General features: G+C 65.5%; 26 protein-coding genes. 5 read left to right on the forward strand and 21 right to left on the reverse strand.

Going from position 1 to position 22729, the window contains the following annotated elements:
* Window positions 1-8 precede the first annotated feature (8 nt).
* The 6 genes from MKCMC460_RS23260 to MKCMC460_RS31890 all read right to left on the reverse strand — a co-directional run bounded on the left by MKCMC460_RS23260 (window position 9) and on the right by MKCMC460_RS31890 (window position 5548).
* Window positions 9-1691, reverse strand: coding sequence for an AMP-binding protein (locus MKCMC460_RS23260; RefSeq protein ID WP_370652961.1), 1683 nt, complete (start codon window positions 1689-1691; stop codon window positions 9-11).
* A gap of 21 nt (window positions 1692-1712) precedes the next feature.
* Window positions 1713-2576: an SDR family oxidoreductase gene (locus tag MKCMC460_RS23265; RefSeq protein WP_236977405.1), complete on the reverse strand. Its 864-nt coding sequence runs from the start codon at window positions 2574-2576 to the stop codon at window positions 1713-1715.
* A 155-nt stretch (window positions 2577-2731) separates the two neighbouring features.
* Window positions 2732-3559, reverse strand: coding sequence for a PaaI family thioesterase (locus MKCMC460_RS23270; protein ID WP_238304893.1), 828 nt, complete (start codon window positions 3557-3559; stop codon window positions 2732-2734).
* 36 nt (window positions 3560-3595) lie between these two features.
* Complete coding sequence (locus MKCMC460_RS23275; RefSeq protein WP_236977407.1) at window positions 3596-4240, reverse strand: TetR/AcrR family transcriptional regulator; 645 nt, start codon at window positions 4238-4240, stop codon at window positions 3596-3598.
* Entirely contained in the window at window positions 4227-4901 is a 675-nt protein-coding gene (locus MKCMC460_RS23280) for a hypothetical protein (protein WP_236977409.1), read from the reverse strand. Before MKCMC460_RS23280 ends, MKCMC460_RS23275 begins: the two co-directional genes overlap by 14 nt.
* Window positions 4902-5389: 488 nt before the next feature.
* Window positions 5390-5548 carry a hypothetical protein gene (locus MKCMC460_RS31890; RefSeq protein WP_370653210.1) on the reverse strand — a complete coding sequence of 53 codons (159 nt, stop codon included), beginning with the start codon at window positions 5546-5548 and terminating at the stop codon, window positions 5390-5392.
* On the opposite strand from MKCMC460_RS31890, the gene MKCMC460_RS31895 reads away from it, so the two are divergent.
* Both MKCMC460_RS31895 and MKCMC460_RS23290 read left to right on the forward strand, forming a co-directional pair.
* Complete coding sequence (locus tag MKCMC460_RS31895) at window positions 5472-5816, forward strand: cytochrome P450 (RefSeq protein WP_370652962.1); 345 nt, start codon at window positions 5472-5474, stop codon at window positions 5814-5816. The genes MKCMC460_RS31890 and MKCMC460_RS31895 overlap by 77 nt on opposite strands.
* 133 nt (window positions 5817-5949) lie before the next feature.
* Window positions 5950-6513, forward strand: a complete 564-nt coding sequence (locus MKCMC460_RS23290) for a TetR/AcrR family transcriptional regulator (protein ID WP_238304894.1) — start codon at window positions 5950-5952, stop codon at window positions 6511-6513.
* Here the strand turns inward: MKCMC460_RS23290 and MKCMC460_RS23295 are convergent.
* Window positions 6510-7187 (reverse strand): TetR/AcrR family transcriptional regulator, encoded by a 678-nt coding sequence (locus tag MKCMC460_RS23295; RefSeq protein WP_236977410.1) that lies wholly within the window; start codon window positions 7185-7187, stop codon window positions 6510-6512. The genes MKCMC460_RS23290 and MKCMC460_RS23295 overlap by 4 nt on opposite strands.
* Window positions 7188-7253: 66 nt before the next feature.
* Between MKCMC460_RS23295 and MKCMC460_RS23300 the strand changes: the two genes are divergently transcribed.
* Complete coding sequence (locus tag MKCMC460_RS23300) at window positions 7254-8126, forward strand: hypothetical protein (protein WP_236977411.1); 873 nt, start codon at window positions 7254-7256, stop codon at window positions 8124-8126.
* A 101-nt stretch (window positions 8127-8227) separates the two neighbouring features.
* Here the strand turns inward: MKCMC460_RS23300 and MKCMC460_RS23305 are convergent, their stop codons facing one another.
* From MKCMC460_RS23305 to MKCMC460_RS23355, 11 genes are all read right to left on the reverse strand, one after another.
* Window positions 8228-8863, reverse strand: a complete 636-nt coding sequence (locus MKCMC460_RS23305; RefSeq protein WP_370653197.1) for a TetR/AcrR family transcriptional regulator — start codon at window positions 8861-8863, stop codon at window positions 8228-8230.
* A gap of 196 nt (window positions 8864-9059) precedes the next feature.
* Entirely contained in the window at window positions 9060-10256 is a 1197-nt protein-coding gene (locus MKCMC460_RS23310) for an acetyl-CoA acetyltransferase (RefSeq protein ID WP_236977413.1), read from the reverse strand.
* Window positions 10249-11607 (reverse strand): OB-fold domain-containing protein, encoded by a 1359-nt coding sequence (locus MKCMC460_RS23315; protein ID WP_236977414.1) that lies wholly within the window; start codon window positions 11605-11607, stop codon window positions 10249-10251. Before MKCMC460_RS23315 ends, MKCMC460_RS23310 begins: the two co-directional genes overlap by 8 nt.
* Complete coding sequence (locus MKCMC460_RS23320) at window positions 11607-12815, reverse strand: acetyl-CoA C-acetyltransferase (RefSeq protein WP_236977415.1); 1209 nt, start codon at window positions 12813-12815, stop codon at window positions 11607-11609. The genes MKCMC460_RS23315 and MKCMC460_RS23320 overlap by 1 nt, the downstream gene beginning before the upstream one ends.
* Entirely contained in the window at window positions 12812-13066 is a 255-nt protein-coding gene (locus MKCMC460_RS23325) for a hypothetical protein (protein ID WP_236977416.1), read from the reverse strand. Before MKCMC460_RS23325 ends, MKCMC460_RS23320 begins: the two co-directional genes overlap by 4 nt.
* A gap of 6 nt (window positions 13067-13072) precedes the next feature.
* On the reverse strand, window positions 13073-13591 hold the full coding sequence (locus tag MKCMC460_RS23330; protein ID WP_236984341.1) for an aromatic-ring-hydroxylating dioxygenase subunit beta: 519 nt from the start codon (window positions 13589-13591) through the stop codon (window positions 13073-13075).
* Window positions 13592-13599: 8 nt separating this feature from the next.
* Window positions 13600-14790 (reverse strand): Rieske 2Fe-2S domain-containing protein, encoded by a 1191-nt coding sequence (locus MKCMC460_RS23335; RefSeq protein WP_236984343.1) that lies wholly within the window; start codon window positions 14788-14790, stop codon window positions 13600-13602.
* A gap of 77 nt (window positions 14791-14867) precedes the next feature.
* Entirely contained in the window at window positions 14868-16517 is a 1650-nt protein-coding gene (locus MKCMC460_RS23340) for a class I adenylate-forming enzyme family protein (RefSeq protein ID WP_236977417.1), read from the reverse strand.
* Window positions 16514-17299 carry an enoyl-CoA hydratase/isomerase family protein gene (locus MKCMC460_RS23345; protein WP_236977418.1) on the reverse strand — a complete coding sequence of 262 codons (786 nt, stop codon included), beginning with the start codon at window positions 17297-17299 and terminating at the stop codon, window positions 16514-16516. Before MKCMC460_RS23345 ends, MKCMC460_RS23340 begins: the two co-directional genes overlap by 4 nt.
* Complete coding sequence (locus MKCMC460_RS23350; protein ID WP_236977419.1) at window positions 17296-18099, reverse strand: enoyl-CoA hydratase/isomerase family protein; 804 nt, start codon at window positions 18097-18099, stop codon at window positions 17296-17298. Before MKCMC460_RS23350 ends, MKCMC460_RS23345 begins: the two co-directional genes overlap by 4 nt.
* Window positions 18100-18867: an enoyl-CoA hydratase/isomerase family protein gene (locus tag MKCMC460_RS23355; protein WP_236977421.1), complete on the reverse strand. Its 768-nt coding sequence runs from the start codon at window positions 18865-18867 to the stop codon at window positions 18100-18102.
* Window positions 18868-19077: 210 nt separating this feature from the next.
* Here MKCMC460_RS23355 and MKCMC460_RS23360 point away from each other — a divergent pair, with 210 nt between their 5' ends.
* Window positions 19078-19875, forward strand: coding sequence for an SDR family NAD(P)-dependent oxidoreductase (locus tag MKCMC460_RS23360; RefSeq protein WP_236977423.1), 798 nt, complete (start codon window positions 19078-19080; stop codon window positions 19873-19875).
* Between the two features lie 42 nt (window positions 19876-19917).
* Here MKCMC460_RS23360 and MKCMC460_RS23365 read toward each other — a convergent pair whose 3' ends face one another.
* Both MKCMC460_RS23365 and MKCMC460_RS23370 read right to left on the reverse strand, forming a co-directional pair.
* Window positions 19918-20313, reverse strand: coding sequence for a DUF732 domain-containing protein (locus MKCMC460_RS23365; RefSeq protein WP_236977425.1), 396 nt, complete (start codon window positions 20311-20313; stop codon window positions 19918-19920).
* A 170-nt stretch (window positions 20314-20483) separates the two neighbouring features.
* The gene (locus MKCMC460_RS23370) at window positions 20484-21281 is read right to left on the reverse strand and encodes an enoyl-CoA hydratase/isomerase family protein (protein ID WP_236977426.1); all 798 of its coding nucleotides are present in this window, start codon (window positions 21279-21281) and stop codon (window positions 20484-20486) included.
* A 78-nt stretch (window positions 21282-21359) separates the two neighbouring features.
* Between MKCMC460_RS23370 and MKCMC460_RS23375 the strand changes: the two genes are divergently transcribed.
* On the forward strand, window positions 21360-22163 hold the full coding sequence (locus MKCMC460_RS23375; protein WP_238304895.1) for an alpha/beta fold hydrolase: 804 nt from the start codon (window positions 21360-21362) through the stop codon (window positions 22161-22163).
* Here MKCMC460_RS23375 and MKCMC460_RS23380 read toward each other — a convergent pair.
* On the reverse strand, window positions 22153-22722 hold the full coding sequence (locus MKCMC460_RS23380) for a TetR/AcrR family transcriptional regulator (protein WP_236977427.1): 570 nt from the start codon (window positions 22720-22722) through the stop codon (window positions 22153-22155). The genes MKCMC460_RS23375 and MKCMC460_RS23380 overlap by 11 nt on opposite strands.
* Window positions 22723-22729 lie beyond the last annotated feature (7 nt).

The following is a 22729-nucleotide window of genomic DNA, read 5'->3' on the forward strand; positions in this document are numbered from 1 at the left end:
TCGCCTGGTCAACGACCCGTCGAGGTGAGCTGTTCGACGAGCTTGTACTTCTGCACCTTGCCGGTGGGGGTCTTGGGTAGATCCTCCGCGCGGTAGAACACCACCCGCTTGGGCACCTTGAAGCGGGCCAGCTTCGCCCGGCAGAGATCGAGCACATCGTCTTCGGTGAGGGTCGATCCCGGCACCGGAACCACCACGACACAACCGATCTCACCCCAGCGCTCATCGACCAGCCCGACGGCAAAGACCTGGCTGATGTCGTCGTGCGCCGCGAGCAGATCCTCGATCTCCTTGGGCATCACCAGTTCTCCGCCGCTCTTGTACAGATCCTTGTGACGGCCGGTCACCTCGAGGTAACCATCGGCGCGCACCCGGCCAAGGTCCCCCGAGAAAACCCAGCCGTCTCGCAGGGTCGCCTCGGTCTCCTGCGGACGGTTCCAATATCCGAGCATCGACGTCGGTCCCGCGGAAATCAACTCGCCCTCTACTCCGACCGCCAGGTCCTCCCCCGTCTCGGGATCCACTGCCTTATAGACCACAAGTGCATCGGTTCCCGGAATCGATGCCACGCCAGCCATTTTCGGCTTGCCGACGGTTTCGGAGGTCAGGTGCAGCGGATCCTCGGGCCGCGTCAGGGTCATCGCGCCACCGCATTCGGTCATCCCGTAACCGGTGACGATCTCGTGGACATCGAAATCTTCGGAAATCCTGCGCCAGAGCCAGATCGGCGCCGGGGCTGATCCGCACAAGATCGCGTTTATCGAGCCGAGATCGTACTGCCGGCGGGTGGGATTCTCCAGCATCGCGACCGCCATGGTGGGGACGCACAGGATGTCGTTGGCTCGGTGGCGTTCGATGCCGGCGAAATAGCCCTCGGCGCTGAACACCGTCTGCGGGATGATGGCGCCGCCCACGAACATGACGGACAGCAACCCCTCGATGTAGCCGAACATGTGGTAGCAGGGCAGCGAGAAGAGGATTCGCCGGCCGTCCTCATAGGCTCGCGTCAGCGCGGATGCGTACGCCGTGCGCAACACCGCGTCGTGGGTAACCAGCACACCCTTGGGCGAGCCGGTGGTGCCCGAGGTGTACAGCATGTCGCTGACGTCGCGCGGATGCATATTCAAAGCGCTTCGGGTGCCAGGGTTTTCGTCGCCGAGGGCGCCGAGGCCGGCCACCGTCAAGCAGCCGGGCCGTGCCCGGCCATCGGTATCGAGCAACACCACCACGAAGGGTGCCCGGGATGCCGGTGCATCCCAGCCCGGGGCGATGGCATCGAATATCGCCTGGTAGTCCAGGTCGCGGAAGCCCGTCATGGTGACCACGACGCGGCACCCGGAATCAGCCAGGACGTACCGCAATTCATCCTGCCGGTACAGGAAGTTGAGCGGGACCGCGATCGCCCCGAGACGGGCAATCGCGAACTTGACGGTGACGAACTGCGGATAGTTCGCCATGATCATGGCTACCCGGTCGCCGGGGCAAACACCCAGTGCGGCAAGGCCATCGGCCAGTCGGCGCGATTCGGCCGTCACGTCAGCGTAGCTGAGTTCGACCTCGTCGGTCAGCACAAAGGGGCGCCCACCGAAGCGGTCGGCGCAGTGGTCAAGCCAGTCGGCCAGTGTGCGCTCGCGCCATATCGGGAAGCGCTCGCGAAGCGTTTCTCGTCGCGCTCCGATATCGATGGTCAACGGTTCGACCATATGGCGTTGCTATCCCACCGGATTGCTGCCGAGCTTCGCGTCGGACATGTCGCTGATCTCCGGCCAGCGCTTGGCGATCTCCTCGAGGCTCGGCGGTTTGCCGAATGTGACGCCGGCGTTCTGGAACTGCGCCACCCGTTGGACCAGGCCGCCGCCGACGACGAACACCGAGCCGGACTCCTGGTTTTCCTCGGACAGCAGGTAGCCGACGGGCGGCGCGACGTGGTCGGGGTCCAGCTTGTCCAGGACCTCCTGGGGAGCGATGTCGGCGGTCATGCGAGTGGCCGCCATCGGCGCTATCGCGTTCGCGGTGATCCCGTACTTGGCGCCCTCGATCGCCAGGGTGTTGAGCAGGCCGACCAATCCCAGCTTGGCCGCCCCGTAGTTGGCCTGGCCGAAATTGCCGTAGATTCCGCTGGTCGAGGTTGCCATCACCACCCGTCCGAAACTCTGCTCACGAAAGTGCGGCCATGCGGCGCGGGTGACGTGGTAGCCGCCGTACAGGTGGACCTTGATGACAGCATCCCAGTTCTCGTCGCTCATCTTGTGAAAGGCCCCGTCACGCAGAATGCCGGCGTTGTTGACCACTCCGTGCACGGCGCCGAAGTGCTCGATCGCGGTGGCCACGATCGCTTCCGCCCCCTCCCGGGTGGCCACGGTGGAATAGTTCGCGACCGCCCGGCCGCCGCTGCTACGGATCTCTTCGACGACAGCGTCGGCCATGCTGGTGCCCGACCCGGAGCCGTCGCGCGACCCGCCGAGGTCGTTGACCACGACCAGGGCGCCGTTGTCGGCGAGGAACCGGGCATAGGACCGCCCCAATCCGCCGCCGGCTCCGGTCACGATCACGACTTTGTCCTGCACTCCGGGCACTTTCGATCCTCCACTGATTTCATGTCCACTACTGGCGGGCCGAGTTTAATTTAGTTTCAAATTTTTGTTCGCGTCAAGGTGATGGCCACCTGAGCGCTGCGGTCCAGCGATGCGGTTCAGCCGCTCGGCCTGTTGTCTCCCGGGCACCCGGTATATCACCCATTGACGGTGTCACTGCGTTCCCGTGCGGTGACCGTTGAGATCGTGCACAGCGTGTCGTCGGCGGACCGTCCGAGGACTTCGACGACAGCGAACGACGATCCCACGTGACGTGCACTTGCGCTGACGGTGACGGGCCCGTCCCCGCGTGCGGCGCGGACGAAGGCGACGTGCAGTCGCGCGGTGCCGAGCCTTGGATTGCGCTCGCTGAGCAGTCGCGCCGCCGCAATCTCGGACAGGCAAGCCCAGACCCCGCCGTGCAGTAGTCCGAAGACATTGGTCCACGAATCCGAAGCCCCCAAGGTGAGCAGGATCGAATCAGGTTGGCTCGCAAGGCGCTCGAATCGTAGATGGTCCTCGAGGGAGGCCGCGGCCGTTATCGGCTGGCATGGTGGCCGCACCACGCGCCGCAAAGGGTTGCCCCGGGACGGCAGGTGGTGCGCCCACGTCGAACCCGCGGCCACGACAGTCCCGTGCTCATCGATGATCCGGCCTTGGGCATAGCCGCCGCGGTATTCGACCTGAATCGGATCGGCGGTGGCCCGTAACCGACTCGGCCGATCAAACGGGGCGAGGAAATCTATGGCGAGTTCCGACGTCGTCGTCCACCAGCCCTCCGGGCGGTGAACAGCCAGGGATTCACCCAGTACATGGTCGAGCGCAGTGGCAAGCGCACCGGGCCGCGGTGTGCCGTCGCGGTCCAGCGACCATGCGCCGACGACAACGTCACAGCGCCGGCCACCCTCGTGTGCCGCGCATCGCGAAAGCCCGAACCGAGCTTCGACCGACGTGCGATCATCGACCTCACATGTAGACGCAAGCATTGTCGCACAAGTCCTTTCGCGCGAAGCCTGTGTTGCTCACGGAGCGCGCTCGTCAATCCGACTGGCGGCGAGCAGCCGGCGCAACACCACCGTGGTCGCTACCAAGTCGTCTGGATCCTGCAGTGTCGCGCCCAGGCTGCCCAGGCCCTCCAGGATGCCGACGATCGTCAACGCAACCCCGCGGACGCCGACACTCTCTGTCAGGGCCGCCGGCGCCGTCCGCGCGATATCGGTGACAAACGCCGAGAATGACGCGAACGTAGCGCTCATCGCCGCACGGATCTGTTCGCTGCGCGCCACCTCGAGTTGGACGGTAACGGTCATCGGCGCCAGAGTCGGATCCGACCGGTGCAGCTCGCCGGAGGCCCTCATCAGCGCATCCAGCCGGTCGTCGAACGACTCCGCCGAGGCGACCGCGGCGCGCAGGTGGCCGATGAAGACGTCATAAACCTCGGCGCCGACCGCGACGAACAATCCCAGTTTGTTGCCGAAGTGGTGGTAGAGCGCCGTCGGCGCCACCCCGGCTGCCGCCACGATGTCCTGAGTTCCGGCGCCAGCGAAGCCCTCTTCGGCAAAGATTCGCCGACCGCTGTCCAACAGGCGACGCCGCGTCGCGTCGCCGGCCGGGCGTCGCGGTCGCCCGGCGACGCGCAACACCGACGCAGGATCATGCTGCGGCATCGGCACGCGCTTCCGAACTGCGCGGGCCGCGCGCAATCGCCGCCCTCATCGCCCAGAACATCACCGCGAACCACGCCACGAACACCACCACCGGAATCCAGAAACTCAGAATGCCGTTCCATGCCAACGGTCCGTCCTTGAAGAACGGGATGAGGCAGGCCGGCACCAACAACAGCCCGATCCATAAGTTCGCGTAGGCGACCCACCGCGGGAAGATCGGCGCGGCCGATCGATCGAGCAGGATCGCCGTACCGATAGCGATGTACTGCAGGGTGAACGGCGCGACGGGTGAGAACGTCATGATGAAGCCGAGATCGTGCAGTTGCTGGGTGATCTCCGAAGGCCGAGCCGGGCGGAACGCGACGACGGCGAGGATAAGGAAATTCAGCGTGAAGAACACTGTCCCAAAGGTCCCCAGCGCCGTCTGGGTCGTCGACAAGACGCGCTCACCCACTTCGGTTCGACGCAGCAGCAACCCCACCGCCAAGGTAAATGGCACGTAGAGGGTTCCGCCCCAGACACACATGACCATGCCGAGCCGCTTGGCATTGGTGTGGTGAGACCACAGGTCGGCCACCTGCTCCGGCGAGAGATCCGGCGAGGGCGGCGGTAGGAAACCGGCCAAGACCATCCAGCCCAGCAGCACCAGTGCGATGCCCACCGGCCCACTCCAGACGACAACCATCAATCTGCGATCGGGTGCTGACACCGTGCGACCCTTCCAAACTTCCGTCTAGCTAATGTAGTGGCTAATACTGTAGAAATTACTACAGTAGGGTCCAGTCAATCGCAAGTTTCGCGCGCCCGCCAGCAGGAGACCCAATGAACGGCACCTTCGTTAGTCGCGAACACGACACCATCGACTTGTCCGCCGACGGCCTGTGGCACGGCCCCTGCGATGAGCGCGATGCACTATTAGCCCAGCTCCGCCTGGAACGGCCGGTGAGTTGGCAACGGCCCGTCCGCAGCCCGCTGATGAACCTGCTCGGCCAGGAGGATCCGCCCGGTTACTGGGCGGTGGTCCGACACGAGGACATCGTCACAGTGAGTCGGCACGCGGACGCGTTCTCCTCAGCAGCCGGCGGGGTGACATTCGAGGAGCTGCCGCCCGAGGTGCTAGAGGCGTCATCCTCGATCCTCAAATCCCGATCAACGCGCATGCCTGCTGGCGGATTTCGCCTCCCACATCGACACCGCGATCGAGGAGTTCCTGCGATGGGCGTCGCCGGTGATGACATTTCGCCGCACCGCGTTGCGGCGGTTCGAACTTTCCGGCGTCACGATCGAGCCCGGCGACAAAGTGGTCATGTTCTACAACTCCGCGAACCGCGACCCTTCGGTATTCGCCGAACCCCGGCGATTCGATGCGACCCGCAAGCCCAATCCGCACCTGGCGTTCGGGGGCGGCGGGAACAGATTCAGACCCGCTCAAAGCTGCGCGACATCCGCACCTGGCGTTCGGGGGCGGCGGACCGCAATTCTGTCTCGGCAGTCACGTGGCGAAGCTGCAGCTGAAAGCCATTGTGGGCGAACTGTATCGTCGTCTGCCCGACATCGAGACCGTCGGTGCGCCTGAATATCTCACCAGCACGTTTATCAACGGCATCAAGCGACAGTACGTTCGCTTCACCCCGGAGTCGGGGTGACTCTGGGTCCTGAGTCATCCACCTGAAATCGCGGGCGGCCGATCACGAACTAAAGTCCCACCCATGGCGAGCGGCGTCTCCCGGGTGGCCTACTTCGAAACGGGCCTCGAGGTGCTGTCCGACCTCGGTTACGGCGGGCTGAAGCTCGCTGAGGTATGCAGTCGGCTGGGTGTCAGCACCGGGTCCTTCTACCACTACTTCCACAACTGGCCGACCTACACGCGGGAATTGGTCGAGCACTGGCGTCAGGCCAACACCGTGCGACTGGTGGAATGGATCCGCTCCGAACCCGATCCGCGCCGTCGCATCGACAGCATCATCGACATCGGCTTGAACCTGCCGCACGGGGCGGAAGCCGCGATCCGCGCCTGGAGCGGCGCGGACCCCGGTGTACATGCCGTCCAAGTGGACGTCGATCACGAGCGTCATCAGATTTTGCGGGAGTCCGCGCTGCAGATACTGGGTGACGAACGGCAGGCTCAACTGTTCGCCGACTGGGCCGTCTACCTGCTCGTCGGCTACGAGCAGGCGACCCTGCCGCCGGACAAGGCGGCTCTGGAGTGGATCGTCGGTCAGCTTCTCGACGCGCTCGACGGGGGCCGGTTCGACTCCGTCCCGCCCAGTTAGGAATTGGTTTGCCGCGCTTGGCCTTCCGGCACGCGTAGACCGCGGACGGTGAGTTGGGTCATGGCGTCGATCATGCGTTTGTAGGAAACCTTTTTCCCCAGGCCCATCCAGTCGCCGTGCAGTGCGGTTGACAGCACCATCGCGAACATCGCCCGCACAGTGGGGCGAAGGTCGAAGTCGGAAAACTGGCGTTCCGCCGCCTCGGTGGCGACCACTTCTTCGAATAGCGCCAGTAATCGGTCGAAGGCGGTGTCGATCTGCGCCGAAGCCTCTCGGCTCAGTTCGTGGTACTGATGTGCCGACATCAGGGCGAGCAGGAGCTCACGCTCGCCGTGCAGCACGTTGAACAGCCCGGTGTACAGGGCCGCACCCTCCTGCTGGGGACTGAGCGTGCCGTGCTCCCGTGACCGGTAATCGCTGATGTAGTCGTCCATGAACTCGGTGAACGGAGTGATCACTGCCTCTTGGAACAGGTTGGCCTTGGTGCCGAAGTGGCGGAAGATCATCACTTCGGTGAGTTGGGCGCGCTTGGCGATGTCGCGCGTCGCGGTGCCCCTGAATCCCTTCGCGGCGAACTCCTCTCGGGCCGCGCGCAAGATCAATTCCCGGCCCTGCCCGTGGGCGCGACTGCGGGTGCGCTCGGCGGGCCTGCCGGAGCTTGCCGGTTCCGTCATATAGCACTTACTATATCAGCGGCTGAGCAGACTCGGGCCGGCGTCGGCGACCTAAGGACGTGGGAAGTGAACCCACCGGTAGATGCACCGATCGACATGGTGGTCGACCCGTTGTGGCAGTGGATCTTCGGTGTGCTGCACTTCGCGGTGGCGGCCCTGACCATCTATTTGGCCCTGCGCAACCCGCTTCGCCGCCGCGACTGGTGGGAGGCGCTGTTCCGGTCGGTCATCCTGGTCAGCGGCGCTCTGGGCGCGGTCGTCTTCGAAGGTGCAGTCGACCGGGCCGGGAAGCTTTGGTACGCCGAGCACGGGGCCTGGCCCCTGGTGCAGTTCTGGGGAACCCATGTCCCGCTCTGGGTCGCACCGGTGTACCTGTGGTTCATCGGCGGCGGTTCGCTGTTCATCATCCAGCGCATTCGCAGTGGCTGTCGGCCCAGGGATTTTCTGTACATCTTCGGCGGAATCGCGATAGCCGACCTGCTGCTGGAGATCCCGATCATCAAGATCGCCAAACTCTATACCTATTACGGGGACAACCAACCGTTCTTCAACCAGCGCTGGTTCCCCTTGCCGCTGTGGTTTCTCAGCACCAACCGTCTGTTCGACCTGGTGCCGGCGCTGTTGATCCTGCTGCTGATGAGTTTCCGGACGAGATGGGTGATCCTGGCGATCCCGTTCGTCATGTTCGGATCGATGTATGTGTCCTACGGTTTCGTCACCTGGCCGACGGTGGCAGCGCTGCACTCCGGAGCCAGCCCGCTGGTAGCCGGCCTAGCCGCCACCTACACCATTGTCTTCGGCGTCGGCGCGACCTTCGCCGGCGCACACCTCGGTCCCAAAATGACGAACATCATGACCCATCACGACGGGCCGTCGACCCGACCCGAACGACCCCTTCGGCCAGCCGTCGCACCCGAACTCGCCTCGAGCGCTATGTGATTTCCACGCGGCAGTCCCGACCGCAGGTCACCCACTCGGCGCGAAACCGGCAACCGCCGCCCAACCGGGTACCGGCAACGCCAACCAGCGCCGGAGACCTTTCAGGAACGGCGCCGCGCCGGCACCCGTGGTTGCGAGCGGCCGAATAGGCGCCAGCGCGAGCCTGGCTTGACGGCGCCCTCGCGCGATGCGCTCGGGTCACTGTTGGATGTCAGGCCCCTTCGGAGGATGAGTTGCGCCTTCGCCACGATGTCATCGACCGATCCGCGGCGAGGATCCCACCACTCCGCGACCCAGTTCAAAGCCCCGAGCGACAGCAACATCGCAAGCGCGACATCCAATTCGGGATCAACCTGCCCCGCGGCCGCCGCATCGTAAAAGAGACTCTGCCAAAGCTGCCCGTAGGCGGCCTCTTCTTTCTTCTGTCGTTTGCTCAATTTCTCGGGAAGCTGACCCGAATTCCGGATCGAGGCAGTGCAGTAATCGGAGAGCTGCAGCTCGTTCCGGAGGTGCGCTTCGACGGCGACCATGATCCGATCCATCGGCGACGCGCCTGGCGGCAACGCGTCCAGCGCTTGCTGCAAACGCTGGCGCATATCGCTGATCCCGCGGTACATGACCTCTTCGATGAGGTCATCGCGAGTCTGGAAGTGGTCGTAGATCGCCACCGGCGCGATGTCGGCCGACTCAGCAATGTCGGTCATCCGCGTCCCGGCGTAGCCCTTGCTGCTCAGCACGTGGGCGGCAGCATCCAGGATCCGCGTCCGGGTTCGTTCGGACTCATTGTTTTCAGTGTTTGCCTTAGTAATAAATGGCACCTTGGACATATATTAATTTTACGCTTCTAACGCGGCCCTGAAAGGTATTTCCCGGCCGGAAATTTTTGCTCCGTCAGCCGTGCCTCGCCCCGCGATCAGGCGGTGGGCGACCGCCTCAGCGACCGTCGTGGCGGCTGAGCACCGACACGAACGAAACGCAGGTGCCCGGCCGTCCTCCCAGGTTGTGAGTCAGCGCGGTGTGCGGGTCGGGCAATTGCCGCTGGCCCGCCGCACCACGGAACTGCAACCAGGCTTCGTAGAGCATCCGCAACCCACTGGCGCCCACCGGATGCCCGAACGATTTCAAGCCACCGTCGGGATTGATCGGCAGTCGCCCGTCGGCGTCGAAGTCGCCGGCCAGTACGTCCTTCCAGGACTGGCCGGGATCGGCGAAACCCAGGTCCTCCATGAGCACGATCTCCGTCGGGGTGAAACAGTCGTGCACCTCGGCGAACGAGAATGCGGTGCGCGGGTCGTCGATGCCGGCTTGCCGGTAGGCGTCGCGGGCCGAGCGAACCACCTCGGGAAAGCTGGTGTAGTCGTAGTCCGGGTCCGTCGCGCCCAACCCCGAACCGGCGACCAGCGACAGTGCCCGCACGTACATCGGGGTGTCGGTGTAGCGCAAGGCGTGTTCGGCCGGCACGACGATCGCGCACGCCGCACCGTCGGAGACTCCGGAGCAATCGAATACACCAAGCCGGCCGGCCACCTTCGGCGCGTTGTCGATGGTTTCCTTGGCGACGGCAGACCTGAACTGCGCTTTGGGGTTACGGGCCCCGTTCACGTGGTTCTTCCACGCCACGTGCGTCATCGCGTCGCGCATCTCGCCGGCGTCCACCCCGTACTTCGCGCAGTAGGCGGGGTCGAGCAACGAGAACGCCGCGGGCGCGGTCATCGAGAGTTCGGGGGCAGTGCCGTCGCCAGGCGGGTCCTGGCGTAACAATCCCGAGAAGCCGGAATCCTTCAGCTTTTCCACCCCGACCGCCATCGCTACGTCGTAGGCGCCGGCGGCGACGGCATAGCAGGCGTTACGGAACGCCTCCGACCCACTGGCGCACATGTTCTCGACGCGAGTGACCGGCTTGTCCCCGATCCCCAACGGCCGGCTCAACGTCAAACCGGACATGCCCGAGCTGAGAGTGCCCAGCCAGTAGGCGTCGATATCGTCCCGGTCCAGCTCGGGTACTGACGCCATACATTCGGCGACCGCTTCCATGAGCAGGTCTTCGGTCGAGCTGTCCCAGCGCTCGCCGAACCGCGAGCACCCCATTGCGACCACCGCTACCTTGCCGGCAATACCGTTGCTAGGCATGGTCTCTCACGTCCAGTCGGGCCTTCCAGAAGTAGTTGTGCACGCCGCCCGCGGTGAACAGGCGACGGAAGGTGAAGTCCACTGACGACCCGACGCGGATTCGCTCCGGTTCGGCGTCGGCGACCTCACAGGTGAAGCGGCCGCCGCCCGCCACATCAATGACGGCCTGCACGACCGGCGGCGACGGCGAGTAGGCCAGGTGGTCGACGGTGTAGGTGGCCACCGACCCACGCAGTCCGGCTACCGGCACCGCACTCATCTGATCCTTTGCGCCGCACTGCTTGCAGACGCGCGCCGGCGGAAGGTGGATGAAATCGCATGCCGCACAACGTGAACCGCGCAGACCGAATTTCCAGGGGGCGGCGCGGCCGGCGGCCGGCCCAGACGGACGGTCCGGCTCGGGACGACGCGGCGGCTCCAGCTCGACCAGCCCTCGCCACGACAGGTAAGTGAGATAGTCGACCGGCAGGCCGCCGGCCCGCTGCGCGCTGACCGGATGCGGTTGGCGCGCGCCGGGCAGCGCCGTGGTGGTCCGCAACAGCAGCGCGTCGCAACCGTCGACGGCCGACAGCATCAACACGGTTTCATCGGGCTCGGCGATGTCCAACACGCTGCACAGTGCCAGCGCGGCGTCACAGGCACCGGAAAAGCCGATCGGCGACGTGACCACCGACTTCTCCCCCTTCACCAAGGTGGCCGCGCGTTTGACGATCCCGCTGTTCGGGCAGGTGAGCACGACATGGTCGACACCGGGCAACCCCGAGGCGTCCAGCACCCGGTCCGCGGCGGTGCGGATCAGGGTCGCGTAACGCTCGGCGCCGAACCGCTCCTCCCATTGCTCGCCGGTCGCCGAAGTCGTCGCGCGCCAACGGTCGATGAACTCCGCCGTCAATGAGTACGTCTCGAGCACCTCGGCGATCGCGGGTGCGTCGGCCCCGAAAACGAGGGCCGCCGCGCCATCGCCGCCGAGTTTCTCGTCGGCTGACTTCGGCCGGCCCACCCGGACATCGGCGCTGGCCGCGATTCCTCCGGTGCTCGCCGCCGCCAGAATCGCGGCGAAGCCGCTCCGCCCCGATCCGCACAAATCGACGGCAAGCGCCTCGAACGGCAACCCCAGCGCGGCGTGGATGGCCGTGGCGTTGGTCTTGTCCGCGTAAGCCGGTGTGCTGCTGGCGAAATACAGGGCCGCAGCGGTACGCGAGTGGGGTATGTCGGCGATGGCCGCCACCGCCATGGTGGTGCTGTCCTCATCGAACCCGGCAACGACCCGGTCGCCCCGGCGCAGACCGATGTCGCCACCGGCCAGCCGGTACCGCGGCACATACGCCGCGTAGCCGATCAGGCCCTTCATCACGAGACTCCCCGGAAGATCGCGGCCAGGCCCTGGCCACCGCCGATGCACATGGTCTCGAGCGCCAGCCCCCCACCGCGCCGGCGCAGCTCGTGCAACATGGTCACCATGATCCGGACACCCGTTGCGCCGATGGGATGTCCCAACGAGATACCGGAGCCGTTGACGTTGAGCCGGTCGTCGACGTCGTCCGGCTTGACGCCCAGGCCGGCCAGCACTGCCAGCACCTGGACGGCGAACGCTTCGTTGATCTCGATCAGATCCATCTCGTCAAGACCGAAACCTGTTCGGCGAAACAGCTTTTCGACGGCTGCGACCGGTCCGATGCCCATCCGCGACGGCTCACAGCCGACCGCTGCCCAGCCTTCCAGAAAGCCAAGCGGAGTCAGGCCGAGTTCGTCGAGCCGATCCTCGGCGACCACCAGGCACGCCGCCGCGGCGTCATTCTGCTGACTGGAATTGCCTGCCGTAACAGTGCCGTCCTTCATCAGCGGACGCAGCCGGCCCAACGTCTCGACAGTGGTGTCGGGGCGGATGCCCTCGTCGCGGTCGAATTGCACCGGGTCGCCTTTGCGCTGCGGCACTTCCACCGCGACGATCTCTTCGTCGAAGCGGCCGGCCCGCTGGGCAGCGGCGGCGCGCTGCTGACTGCGCGCCGCGAAACTATCCGCGGCTTGGCGGTCAATCCCGTAGTCGGCGGCCAGATTCTCCGCGGTCTCGATCATGCCGCTGATGGGGCCGAATCGCCATATCGGCTGCGACATTTCGCGACCGCGGTCGAGCCGGTCGTAGAGCGTCTGGTTGCCCGAACGCGAACCCCACCGCGCGGTGGTGGTGTAGTGCTCGATGTTGCTCATCGATTCGACGCCACCGGCCACTACCACGTCGGCGGCCCCGGTCTGCACCATCATCGCGGCAGTGACGACGGCCTGCAGACCGCCGCCACAACGCCGGTCGATCTGCAATCCCGGAACACCGATCGGGAGCCCGGCGTGCAGCGCGGCCCAGCGGCCGATGCACGGCGCCTCGGAATTGGCGTAGGACTGGGCGATCACCACATCCTCGATAGCGTCGGGGTCGACGCTGCTGCGCTCGACGACTGCCTTGATCGTGCGGGCGGCGAGGTCCTCAGCCCGCAGCGGCCGCAGGCTGCCGCCGAACGTTCCTACCGCGGTTCGCACCGGACTCGCTATCGCGGCGCGCCTCATGTATCACCGCGCCAACGCCCGTCGGAGGGATCGAGCAATTCGGTCAGGTGCTCGTCTGACAGCCAGATGATCGTCTCCAGTTCCAACGCGTCCAGAAAGCGGACCCGACCGGAGCGCAGGTCCTCCAACCGCAGCCGCGGAGAGTTGCCGGATATGTCGAAATTAACTGATACCTGGGCGAATTCATTACTGATCACCGGACCCACCCCAGGCACGCTCACCGGATCGCCGTCGCCGACTTCAATGGTCATGGCGGCTCAGATCAGAAAGCCAAGTGTCGGGATCGGCTGGTCGTTGTTCACCAGCACGACCTTCTTATACGCCAGCCGCAACTCGCCGTCCTGGCGGCGCAGCCGATAAGTGGTCCGTCCGCCCCACAGCTCGGTGCCGCGGGCGCGGGACTCCAGGACCAGGAAGTTCGCCGCCACCTCCAGGTCGACCCCGCCGCTGGAATTGGTACGGCCGCCGAGGAATTCGATGTTGGACACCAGGCGCCGCAGGTTCGATGGGGGTGCCTGAGCGTAACGTTTGCCGGTGCGGACCTGCTTGAGCCGGGTCGCGATACGGCTGCGGTTGTCGTAGATCACCGACATCGTTCTGGCAGGGTCGTCGGTGCCGGCCACCGGCACCCAATACAGCGCATCATCGGTCCACAGCGCTTCCCACGCATCGTAGTCCGACTCGTCGGCCAAGCGGGCTTCGCGGTACAGGAACTGCTCGACCTCCCAGCGATCGAAGCCGTCAGGTACCGGTCCCGGTGCGGACTGCTTGTCCAGTGCGGTAGTCACGATTCGGCCTCCATCAGCGTCTTGTACTGTGACCAGAACCCCCGCATGCCGGTCTCATCGGTGGCTCCCCCGATGGTGAAACCGTTCTCGTCCACCCGCTCCCGGTTCAGCCCGCGGCGGATATCCAGCCACTCGGGCGTCAGGCACTCCAGGCCGAGCTGGTTGCGCTCGTACATCTCGGTGTCGTCGGCCAACAGCATGCCGGCAGGACCCACCGAGCCCATGCATTGCGACACCATGCGCTCGTTCAGCTCCGGGGCCCCGACCATCTGCACCGCGGTGGCGTTCTGGATGCACTCGCCCACCGAGACCGGTTGGAGGTTGAAGACCTGGATTTCGGCGATGAACAAGTTCGGGAAGATCATCACGTGCGGGCCGCCCTCGATCATGATCTTGTCCGCCTCATCGCCGTAGCGTTCGCGCATCGCCGCGACGTACTTCGGCACCCGCGACTCGGTGGTGCCGAACCACCGCATCGGCTCGGCGAACTTACGAAATTCCGGGCGCAGGTCGTTCTCGCTGTGTCCCTGGCCCAGGTCTCGGGTGACCGCGGTCGAGCTGTCGCTGTAGAGGGCCCCGATGGGGCTACCGGTCACGCCGAAAATCGAGCCGTGCACGAACTGCGGGTGGTATCCGTCAGTCTCGTTCTCCGCCAAGAGTTTCCAGTTCGCACGAGTCTTATGCTGCAACCATCCCGCGGTGAGCTCGACCCTGCCTTCCGGAGACAGCCGGGCCAAGCGGTCGATCTCGCCCGCCGCGGCACCGAGGTGTTCTGACAACCCGGGCCCGTCCTCGGCGAAGCTGCCGAACACGAAACCCTGATAGCTCTCCATCCGCGGAACCCGACCCAGGTTCAGGTCCAGCTTGCGCTCACCGTAGCCCTTGAAAAACGGAAAACCCACCAGCTCACCGTTGTTGCGGAACGTCCAGCCGTGATACGGGCAGCGAAAAGTCGACGAATTGCCTTCTGCGTCGTCACAGATCTGATTGCCGCGATGAGCACATCGGTTGAGCAGCAGATGTAACTCCCCGTCGCGGTCGCGGGTCATGATCACGTCCTGCAGGCCCAGCCGCCTGCGCACGTAATCGTTCGGCTGCGGCACCTCGCTTTCATGGCCCACGAAAACCCAAGTGCGATACCATATTTTGCGTAATTCCTCAGCGAAGATAGCCGGGTCGGTATACATCGACCCATGCACCTTGTCTCGTCTGATCAACCGGTCATAGCGGTCGCCGGTAGCGGCGGCCGGCTCGATGAGCGATGTCACTGGTCGGGCTCCTCTCTGAACAACTCGCGTACGCTGCCCTGCGCGATCAGGTTGGGCAGGGCGAACTTACGCACCTTCCCGGTGGGCGTTCTCGGCAGATCGCCGGCGGCAAACCAGCGCTGCGGAATTTTGTGCGGCGTCAGGCTCTTGGCGGCGTGAGCGCGCAATCGCTTCGCCGCATCCGCCGGCAGGTCACCTCGCGCGACGACGACGGCGGCCACGATCTCGCCCAGCCTGTCGTCGGGCAGGCCGATCACGCAGGCTTCCGCGACCATCTCGTGGTCGGCCAGGCACGCCTCTACTTCGGCGGGGGCGATGTTCTCGCCGCCGCGGATGATCAGCTCTTTGAGCCGACCCGTGTGGGTCAGGTAGCCGCGTTCGTCCATCACACCGAGATCTCCGGTGTGGACGAACCCATCGGCATCCACCGTGGCCGCGGTGGCGGCGGGGTCGTGCAAGTAGCCGATCATCTGTTGATAGCCGCGTGCGCAGATCTCCCCCGGCTGGCCCACCGGCACGACCGCGCCGGACTGCGGGTCGACGATCTTGCAGTCGACCTGCGGAAGCGGCCGGCCTACCGTGCCGAGTTGATCGTCCCGGCTGTCGTCGGGTCGGGTGGCGGTGAGCACCGGCGAAAGTTCGGTTTGACCGAACACGTTGACCACGGTAGCTCCGAACGTGCGCTCGGTGGCCATGATGAGCTCGGCGGAGACCGTGGCGGCACCGCCCAGACAGATCGACAACCGCGGCGCCGGCTCGATGGATTCGCGTTGCGCCGCCAGGAGAGCGGTCAGCATGGCGGGCACGAAGAACAATACCGACGCGTGCTCGCGGCGCATGGCGTCGAGCACTGCCGCCGGCTCGAACCGGCTCAACAGTATCTCGGTGCCACCGATCCAGAGCGGGCCTAGGGTGCCGACCACGCAGGCCGCCGTGTGAAACATCGGCAGCGGGTTGACGGTCACCGCGCCCGCGGTGATGCCGGCGGCCTCGAGTGTCAGTTTGGCGACATTGACCAGAGAACGGTGGCGCAACAACACCCCTTTGGGTGTCCCCGTGGTTCCCGAGGTGTACTGCAGCATCACCGGCTGGTCCGGATCGGTAGGCGCCCGGGCGATCACGTCCGGGTCGACGTCGTCGCTTCGCCACTCGGCGCGTGCTGACAGGCTGATCGTGCGCACACCGAGCGAATCCGTGTCGATTTCACCGACCGCGGCGGCAGTGTCGTAGTTGCGGCTGCGGTCGGCGTGGATCAGCACCTTGGCCTGCGAATGCCGTAGCGCGTATTCCAGTTCGGCGGGGCGCAGCGCAGGGTTCAAGGCGACGAGCACGACACCGGCAAGTGCTGCCCCGTACTGAATCACCGGCCACTCCACCACATTTGGCGCCCACAGCGCGACATAGTCGCCGGGCGCTGTGCAACATGCCAATGCGGTGGCGACGCGGCAGGCCTCGTCGAAGAGCTCACGGTAGGTCAACCGCACCGTAGCCCCGTCGTCGTGGGCGCTGCCGACCAGGGCTGCGACGTCACCGTGCGTCTGCGCCCGCTCGGCCAGCAATGCGCCGACGGTGTGGTCCTCCAGCTTTGTGCTGGAATCGGCGGGGAGGTACGACAGCTCGAGGCGGCTGCGCAGTTTGGCGGTCATCTCGGCGCCGCCCCGAACTGGGGGCGGCGCTTTTCGCGGAATGCCGCAATTCCCTCCGCGAAGTCATCGCTGTCGAAGAGCTGGGCCTGGTGCTCGGCTTCGATCTCGAGCAGATCGAACGGGTTGAGCGCCGATCCGGCGGACAGCAGCGTCTTGATGACCCCGTATGCCCGGGTCGGGCCGGCAGCGAGTCGCTCGGCGTCCGCCAGCGCGGTCGACAGTGCCTGACCGGGGTCGGCCAGCGCATCCACCAGCCCGATCGTCAGGGCCGAGGCCGCGTCCACGGGCGTCGCCATCATCAACATCTGGCGTGCGCGGGCGATGCCGACCCGCGCCGGCAAGGACGCGAAGGTGCCCATGTCACCGGCCAGTCCGACATTGGTGAACGTGGTCGCAAACCGTGCGTCGCTGGCCGCGATCACGCGATCGCATGCGGCGGCCAGCGCCGCACCCGCGCCGTAGGCGCTGCCCTCCACCGCGGCGAGCACCGGCTTGCCCGCGTTCCAAATAGCGCGAATCACTCGCTGCGCCAACTGTGTTCGCTCCATCGCACGCTCGGGCGACATCCGTTCCATCGAGGTGATATCGCCACCTGAGCAGAACGCCGCGCCGGCGCCGGTCAAAACTATGGCTCGGACGGAGTCGTCGGCCCCGGCACCCTCGATCGCCGCGGCAAGCTCGAGCCGGACGGGGATGTCGATCGCGTTGCGCTTGTCGGGGCGGTTCAGCGTGACGATCCGCACCGCGCCGCGGTCCTCGACGAGGACGACAGGCGTGCTCATTGCCCGGTGAAGTTTGGTTTGCGTCGTTCGATGACTGCCCGCAGGCCCTCGAGCGCGTCGGCGGTTCCGGACAACTCGGAGACGGTTCGCGCTTCCTCGGCCAATCGTTCTTCGACCGATGCTCCCAGTCCGCTCCAGACCAGCCGCTTGGTGGCTGACAGCGCGCGGGCCGGCATCGCGGCCAGCTCGGTGGCGATTTGCCCTGCGCGACCGAGCAGTTCAGCATCCTCGACGACCTCGGTCACCAATCCGATCTCTAGTGCTTCGGTTGCGGTCAGCGTCGGATTGGTCAGCAGAATCCGCAATGCTTGTCGCAACCCCACCAATTGGGCCAGCGTGACCGACGAGCCACCATCGGGCGCCATGCCGACCCGAACCGCGCCGGAAAAAAACTTTGCCGACCGTGCCGCGACGACGATGTCGGAGGCACAGACCAGTCCCAACCCACCGCCACCGGCGGCAAAGCCCTGCACCGCGGTCACCACCGGCGCGCGCAACTGGATCAACGCGGCCGTCGCCAATTGCAACCAGGCCGTGGCCTCGCGCAGATAGTCGGGGAGGTCGGCCCCCTTGGATTCGAACGTGTGAATGTCGCCGCCCGCGCAGAAGTTCCGGCCTTCACCGGTGAGTAACACCACGCGCACGGCGGGATCCGCATGGCAGGCCAGGGCCGCCTCATGCAGCGCCTTGAGGAACTCGACGTTCATCCCGTTGGACGCCTCGGGCCGGTTCAGCCGCAACCGGGCGATGCCGGCCGAGATCTCAAGGGCGACCGGGGCTTTGGTCTCCGCATTGCTCATCTAGCGGGCTCCTCGCTGTCGAAAGGCGGATACACCGTTGTGTCCGGAGTGCCCGCAGATGTGGTCCACTACGAAGTCGATTTCGCGTTCCAGCCCGCTGGCCAGCGGGACCCGCAGACCCTCGTACACGAGGCGCTTGATCCTGACCACAGCCTCGCGCTGCCGCCCGGCCAGATCCATGACGAACCCACGGACACCGTCGCTGAACTCGGCCCGCGCAAAGCTGCGATACGCCAGACCGCGGCGCACCGCCTCGACGCCGGAGATCCGGTCGCCGGACAACAACAGCCCCAGCGCCTCCTGACGGCCCACCAGCCGGCTCAGCCGCTGGGTACTTCCCCCGCCCGGGATCATTCCGAATCTGACGTGGTTGTCGGCGATCCTGGCGTCGTCGCTGACCAGCACGATGTCGCTGGCCTGCATCAGTTCGAAACCGCCCGCCATGGCGACGCCCTGCACTGCGGCGACAACCGGGACCTCGATCTCGGCAATGGCGTCGCACGCACGACGAAATGCCACGAACAGGGTGCGCAACGCGTCCGGGCCTTCAGCTCGCAGGGACTCGACTTCGTTGAAATCGCCGCCCGCACAGAAGTTTCCCTCCGAACCCCGGATGAGGATGACGTTCACCTCGGGGTCGTTACCCAGCTCCCGGACCGCCCGCTCCAATTCGCCGCTCAGCGCGACGGTAAGCGCGTTCATCTGCTCGGGCCGGTTGAGGGTGATCACCGCTACCCGATCGACGACCTCGCGCACCACCAGTGTCATATGTCGTGACCCCCACCGGTGTCGGCAAACGCTCGGGCGATCTTGCACCCGACTCTGCGACCTGCGCCGGAGATGACGGCGACACGCTGGTCGAGCAGCCACTCAACCATGCACCAATCCCTCCTCGTCCGACCGATAATCAATATTTCTAATCTACGTTAAACTACCATGGCGACGGTCACAACAAACGTCCACGACAGGGAGCAGAGCATGGACCTTGGGCTAGCTGGGGCGCGAGTGGTGGTCACCGGAGGCGCCTCGAACATCGGGCGCGGCATCGTCCACGTGTTCGCCGCGGAGGGTGCCCGTGTTGTCATCAACGACATCGACGAGCCCCAGGCCAAACGGGTTCGCGACGAAGCCCTGGCCAGGGGTGCGGCCGCCGCCGAAGTCGCGATCGCCGACCTGACCACCCAACGCGGAGCCGACATCGCGGTCGGCACCGCCCTGGACACCTGGGGCGGCATCGATGTGCTGGTCAACAATGCGGGCTGGAGCGGTCAGCAATTCTTCGCCACAGACACCAACCGTGACAATTGGCAACGCACCATCGAAACCAACCTGTTCACCGCCATCGGCACCACCCAGGCGGCGATCGGTCCGATGAAGGAGGCCGGCGGCGGCGCCATCGCGTTCATCGCCAGCGACGCGGCATTCGGTCAGATCCGCACCGGTGTCTATGGGGCGTCAAAGGCCGCGATGATTGGCCTGGCCCGCACCGTCGCGCGTGAACACGGCCGGCACGGCATCAGGTCCAACGTCATCTGTCCTGGCTTGGTGATCCCGGAGAGCCCCGAAGCCGTGGGCGAATCGAGCCTGTGGGCCACTGGCCAGGACAGTGTGTTCAACGCCGACCAGATCGACTACATGGTCAAGGGGACACCGCTGCGCCGCCTGACCACCGCGGAGGACATCGGCCAGGCCACCGCATGGTTCTGCTCGCCGACGGCGGCTCGGCAGGTGACCGGACAGCTGATCTCGGTCAGCGGCGGCTACACGATGCCCTAGTGCCCTGGGCCCAACTTGGCCGACTCGTCCGGGCTTCGTCCGCTACTCGGCGCCGGGGCTGCCGAAATATTCTTGACCGGGCGGGGGGCGGTAGCCTTGCGCCGATTTGCGCAGTTGCGGGATCACGGCGGGGCACAGCAGATCGACGGCGTAGGAGACCAGATAGTTGGCTGAGAACTCGTCGTTGGGCGTCACGTCGTTCTTCACATCGCCCATTATCTGGGGGTAACCCTCGCCCGCGGTGACCTTGTCGCAGATCCCGTAGCCATAGCCGACCGCGTCGTTGTTCGGGAAGTCGAAGTGCCGGCGCACCGACACGTTGTACGTGTACTCCACCTCGGGCGCCGGTTTGGCGTGCGCCCCGGGGGCCGGCATCGACACCACCGCACAGGCGGCAAGTGCGACGGTTCCGGCGGCCAGCGAGGTGCGACGTTTCATGCGTGACATCCTTTGCAGTCGCGCCGGCGGGGTGAACCGCTGAGTTGAATCGTGCTTAGATTCAACGAGACGAACAAATTCCCGATGCATTGTCAAGACCCGGAATCCGACTGCGCTGCGCTGGGTTCGCGGCATTCGGCCACCCTGTACCGATAACGCCGACAGCCGTGTCATCGGCCGACGAAGTTGGCGGCGCGGCCTTCCTGGAAGGCAGCGATTCCCTCCAGCAGATCGGCACTGGTCAAGGTGCCCTCTTCCAGCTCGAAAGCCAGATCGACGACTTCGGCGGCTCGAAGCGACGTGACACGATTCAGCGCACGCTTGGTGCCCTGCACCGCCAGCGGCGCCAGACCCGCGATGCGCCTGGCGATTTCGCGAGCGAAAGGCAGTGCCTCGTCGGGGTCGTCGACTAGGTCGGTGACAATGCCGAGCTGATAGGCCGTAGGTGCGTCGAGTGCGTCTCCGGTGAGCAGGTGACGGCGGGCGCGCAGCATCCCCGCGGCCTGCGGCCATACCAGGCAGCCGCCGTCACCGGCGACGAGCCCGACCTTCACATGCGTGTCGGCCAGCTTCGCACTCCGTGCCGCAACCACCACATCGCACATCAGTGCCACGGTTGCGCCCAGGCCGATCGCTGGTCCCTGCACGGCCGCGACGATGGGCTGGGGCAGATCAAGGAAGGACTGCAGCAGCCGCCGCCCCGCCTCGACAGTTTCGCGCCGTGCCTCGTCGTCGTCGTGCGCCGCTCGCATCAAGGCGAAGTCGCCGCCGGCGGAGAACGCCTTGCCGGTCGAGCCCAGCACGACAGCGCGCACACTTTCGTCTTTGGCGAGTTCCTCGAGTGCAGCCGCGAGTTCAATCTGCGCCCGATTGTCGAACCGATTCAACAGCTTTGGACGAGTCAGCGATATCTCCCAGACGCCGTCGCCGCCCGAACTCACGGACAGCGTTTCCAGGCTGGTGTTCATCGGGCCTCCCCCGTATTATTAAGATCGCAAAGCTCATAAATCTGCGGTAAATCTACATGATCGAAGGTGATACCAGAAGTGCCATTCATCGACGCGGATGACGGCGTGCGGATACACGTGCAGGATCTCGGCGATGGGCCTGCGGTAGTACTGATTTCGGGTTTTGGCTTGGACCACGAGCTTTGGGACCGCCAGGTACGCGTGCTCACCGGCCGCGGGTTTCGCGTCTTGTGCGTGGACCAGCGGGGTCACGGTTTCTCGGACAACCCGTTGGACGGCTACGACATAGACCGTCTCGCAGCAGATCTCGTCGCTGCCCTGACCCGGCTCGATGTCGGCAACGCCACAGTTGTCGGTCACTCATTCGGCGGGCAGGTGGCCTTCCGAGCCGCTGCGACCGCACCCGAATTGTGCACCGCATTGGTACTCGTGGGATCAAACGGTGTCCGCGCCAGCCGCAGCGACGAGTTTCCATTCGGCGGACCTCCCGAACCGCTGCTGGCGGGAATGCAGGCCGAAGAGCACGCGAACCGCGTCGGGTCCCGATACCGGACAATCGCTACAGCATTCGCGCACGAGCCGGACCCACGAACGGTCGATTGGCTGGTCCGCTGCTCGCTGCGCATGCCTTCGTGGGCCGCGACGGCATGTTACCGGTCGCTGCTGACGACCGATTTGCTGGCCGACATCCCCCGCATTGACCAACCGGTGCTGCAGGTCATCGGGACGAACGATCCCGTGCACTCGGCCAAGGGGGCCCGCTGGCTACAGCAGCAACTGAAGAACGCCACCCTCGTCGAGATCCCCGACTGCGGGCATTACCCGATGCTGGAGGCGCCGGACGCGTTCGAATCGGCACTGCTGCAGTTCGTCACCGCTTAGTTGCCCCCTCCAACTCCAGCGCCGTCACGGATGCCAATGCCATCTGGGTCAACAGTTCTTCGGCTTGCTTGGCCCGACGGCCGCCCGGTGGGCGCATCGCCCCGGACAGCAGCAACAACTCCACACCCCTTGTGGCAGTGATGATCTCGTCGGTCGAACGGTCGGGATAGCAGCGCTGCAGGCAATCGATCCACCGTTGATTGATGCGGCGATGCCTACGGTCGTGCTCGCGGCGGTAGCGCTCGGCGAGGGAACGCTGATCGCGCAGCCAAATCGACACCAATCGCTCGTGACTCTTGGCCAGACCCACAAACGCGCGCACGAGTTTGTTCAGCTCGGTGACGGGATCCTCTTCGGGTTCCCCGAGACGAACCAGAATGGTGTCCAGGGTCTTGTCGAACAGGGCCGCCAAGATTGCGTCTTTGCTGGGAAAGTGGCGATAGATGGCGGAGCCGGTGGTGCCGGCGGCCTTGCCGATCTCGTCCACGCCGACACCGTCGAAACTGCGCTCGAAGAACAACTTCTCGGCCGCAGCCAGGATCTTTTCGTCGGGCGTCACCTCAGCA

This window comes from Mycobacterium sp. 20KCMC460 (assembly GCF_022179425.1).
Classification (GTDB): Bacteria; Actinomycetota; Actinomycetes; order Mycobacteriales; family Mycobacteriaceae; genus Mycobacterium; species Mycobacterium kiyosense.

Bases quoted from the DNA above. Each gene is read 5' to 3' on its own strand.
- MKCMC460_RS23335 (WP_236984343.1), bottom strand. From the start codon at position 14,790: ATGTATACCGACCCGGCTATCTTCGCTGAGGAATTACGCAAAATATGG.
- MKCMC460_RS23365 (WP_236977425.1), bottom strand. From the start codon at position 20,313: ATGAAACGTCGCACCTCGCTGGCCGCCGGAACCGTCGCACTTGCCGCC.
- MKCMC460_RS23360 (WP_236977423.1), top strand. From the start codon at position 19,078: ATGGACCTTGGGCTAGCTGGGGCGCGAGTGGTGGTCACCGGAGGCGCC.
- MKCMC460_RS31890 (WP_370653210.1), bottom strand. From the start codon at position 5,548: ATGACCACTTTGTCGCCGGGCTCGATCGTGACGCCGGAAAGTTCGAAC.
- MKCMC460_RS23370 (WP_236977426.1), bottom strand. From the start codon at position 21,281: ATGAACACCAGCCTGGAAACGCTGTCCGTGAGTTCGGGCGGCGACGGC.
- MKCMC460_RS23295 (WP_236977410.1), bottom strand. From the start codon at position 7,187: ATGACGGAACCGGCAAGCTCCGGCAGGCCCGCCGAGCGCACCCGCAGT.
- MKCMC460_RS23350 (WP_236977419.1), bottom strand. From the start codon at position 18,099: ATGAGCAATGCGGAGACCAAAGCCCCGGTCGCCCTTGAGATCTCGGCC.
- MKCMC460_RS23275 (WP_236977407.1), bottom strand. From the start codon at position 4,240: ATGCCGCAGCATGATCCTGCGTCGGTGTTGCGCGTCGCCGGGCGACCG.
- MKCMC460_RS23315 (WP_236977414.1), bottom strand. From the start codon at position 11,607: ATGAAGGGCCTGATCGGCTACGCGGCGTATGTGCCGCGGTACCGGCTG.
- MKCMC460_RS23310 (WP_236977413.1), bottom strand. From the start codon at position 10,256: ATGCCTAGCAACGGTATTGCCGGCAAGGTAGCGGTGGTCGCAATGGGG.
- MKCMC460_RS23270 (WP_238304893.1), bottom strand. From the start codon at position 3,559: ATGCTTGCGTCTACATGTGAGGTCGATGATCGCACGTCGGTCGAAGCT.
- MKCMC460_RS23320 (WP_236977415.1), bottom strand. From the start codon at position 12,815: ATGAGGCGCGCCGCGATAGCGAGTCCGGTGCGAACCGCGGTAGGAACG.
- MKCMC460_RS23355 (WP_236977421.1), bottom strand. From the start codon at position 18,867: ATGACACTGGTGGTGCGCGAGGTCGTCGATCGGGTAGCGGTGATCACC.
- MKCMC460_RS23340 (WP_236977417.1), bottom strand. From the start codon at position 16,517: ATGACCGCCAAACTGCGCAGCCGCCTCGAGCTGTCGTACCTCCCCGCC.
- MKCMC460_RS31895 (WP_370652962.1), top strand. From the start codon at position 5,472: ATGACATTTCGCCGCACCGCGTTGCGGCGGTTCGAACTTTCCGGCGTC.
- MKCMC460_RS23290 (WP_238304894.1), top strand. From the start codon at position 5,950: ATGGCGAGCGGCGTCTCCCGGGTGGCCTACTTCGAAACGGGCCTCGAG.
- MKCMC460_RS23325 (WP_236977416.1), bottom strand. From the start codon at position 13,066: ATGACCATTGAAGTCGGCGACGGCGATCCGGTGAGCGTGCCTGGGGTG.
- MKCMC460_RS23345 (WP_236977418.1), bottom strand. From the start codon at position 17,299: ATGAGCACGCCTGTCGTCCTCGTCGAGGACCGCGGCGCGGTGCGGATC.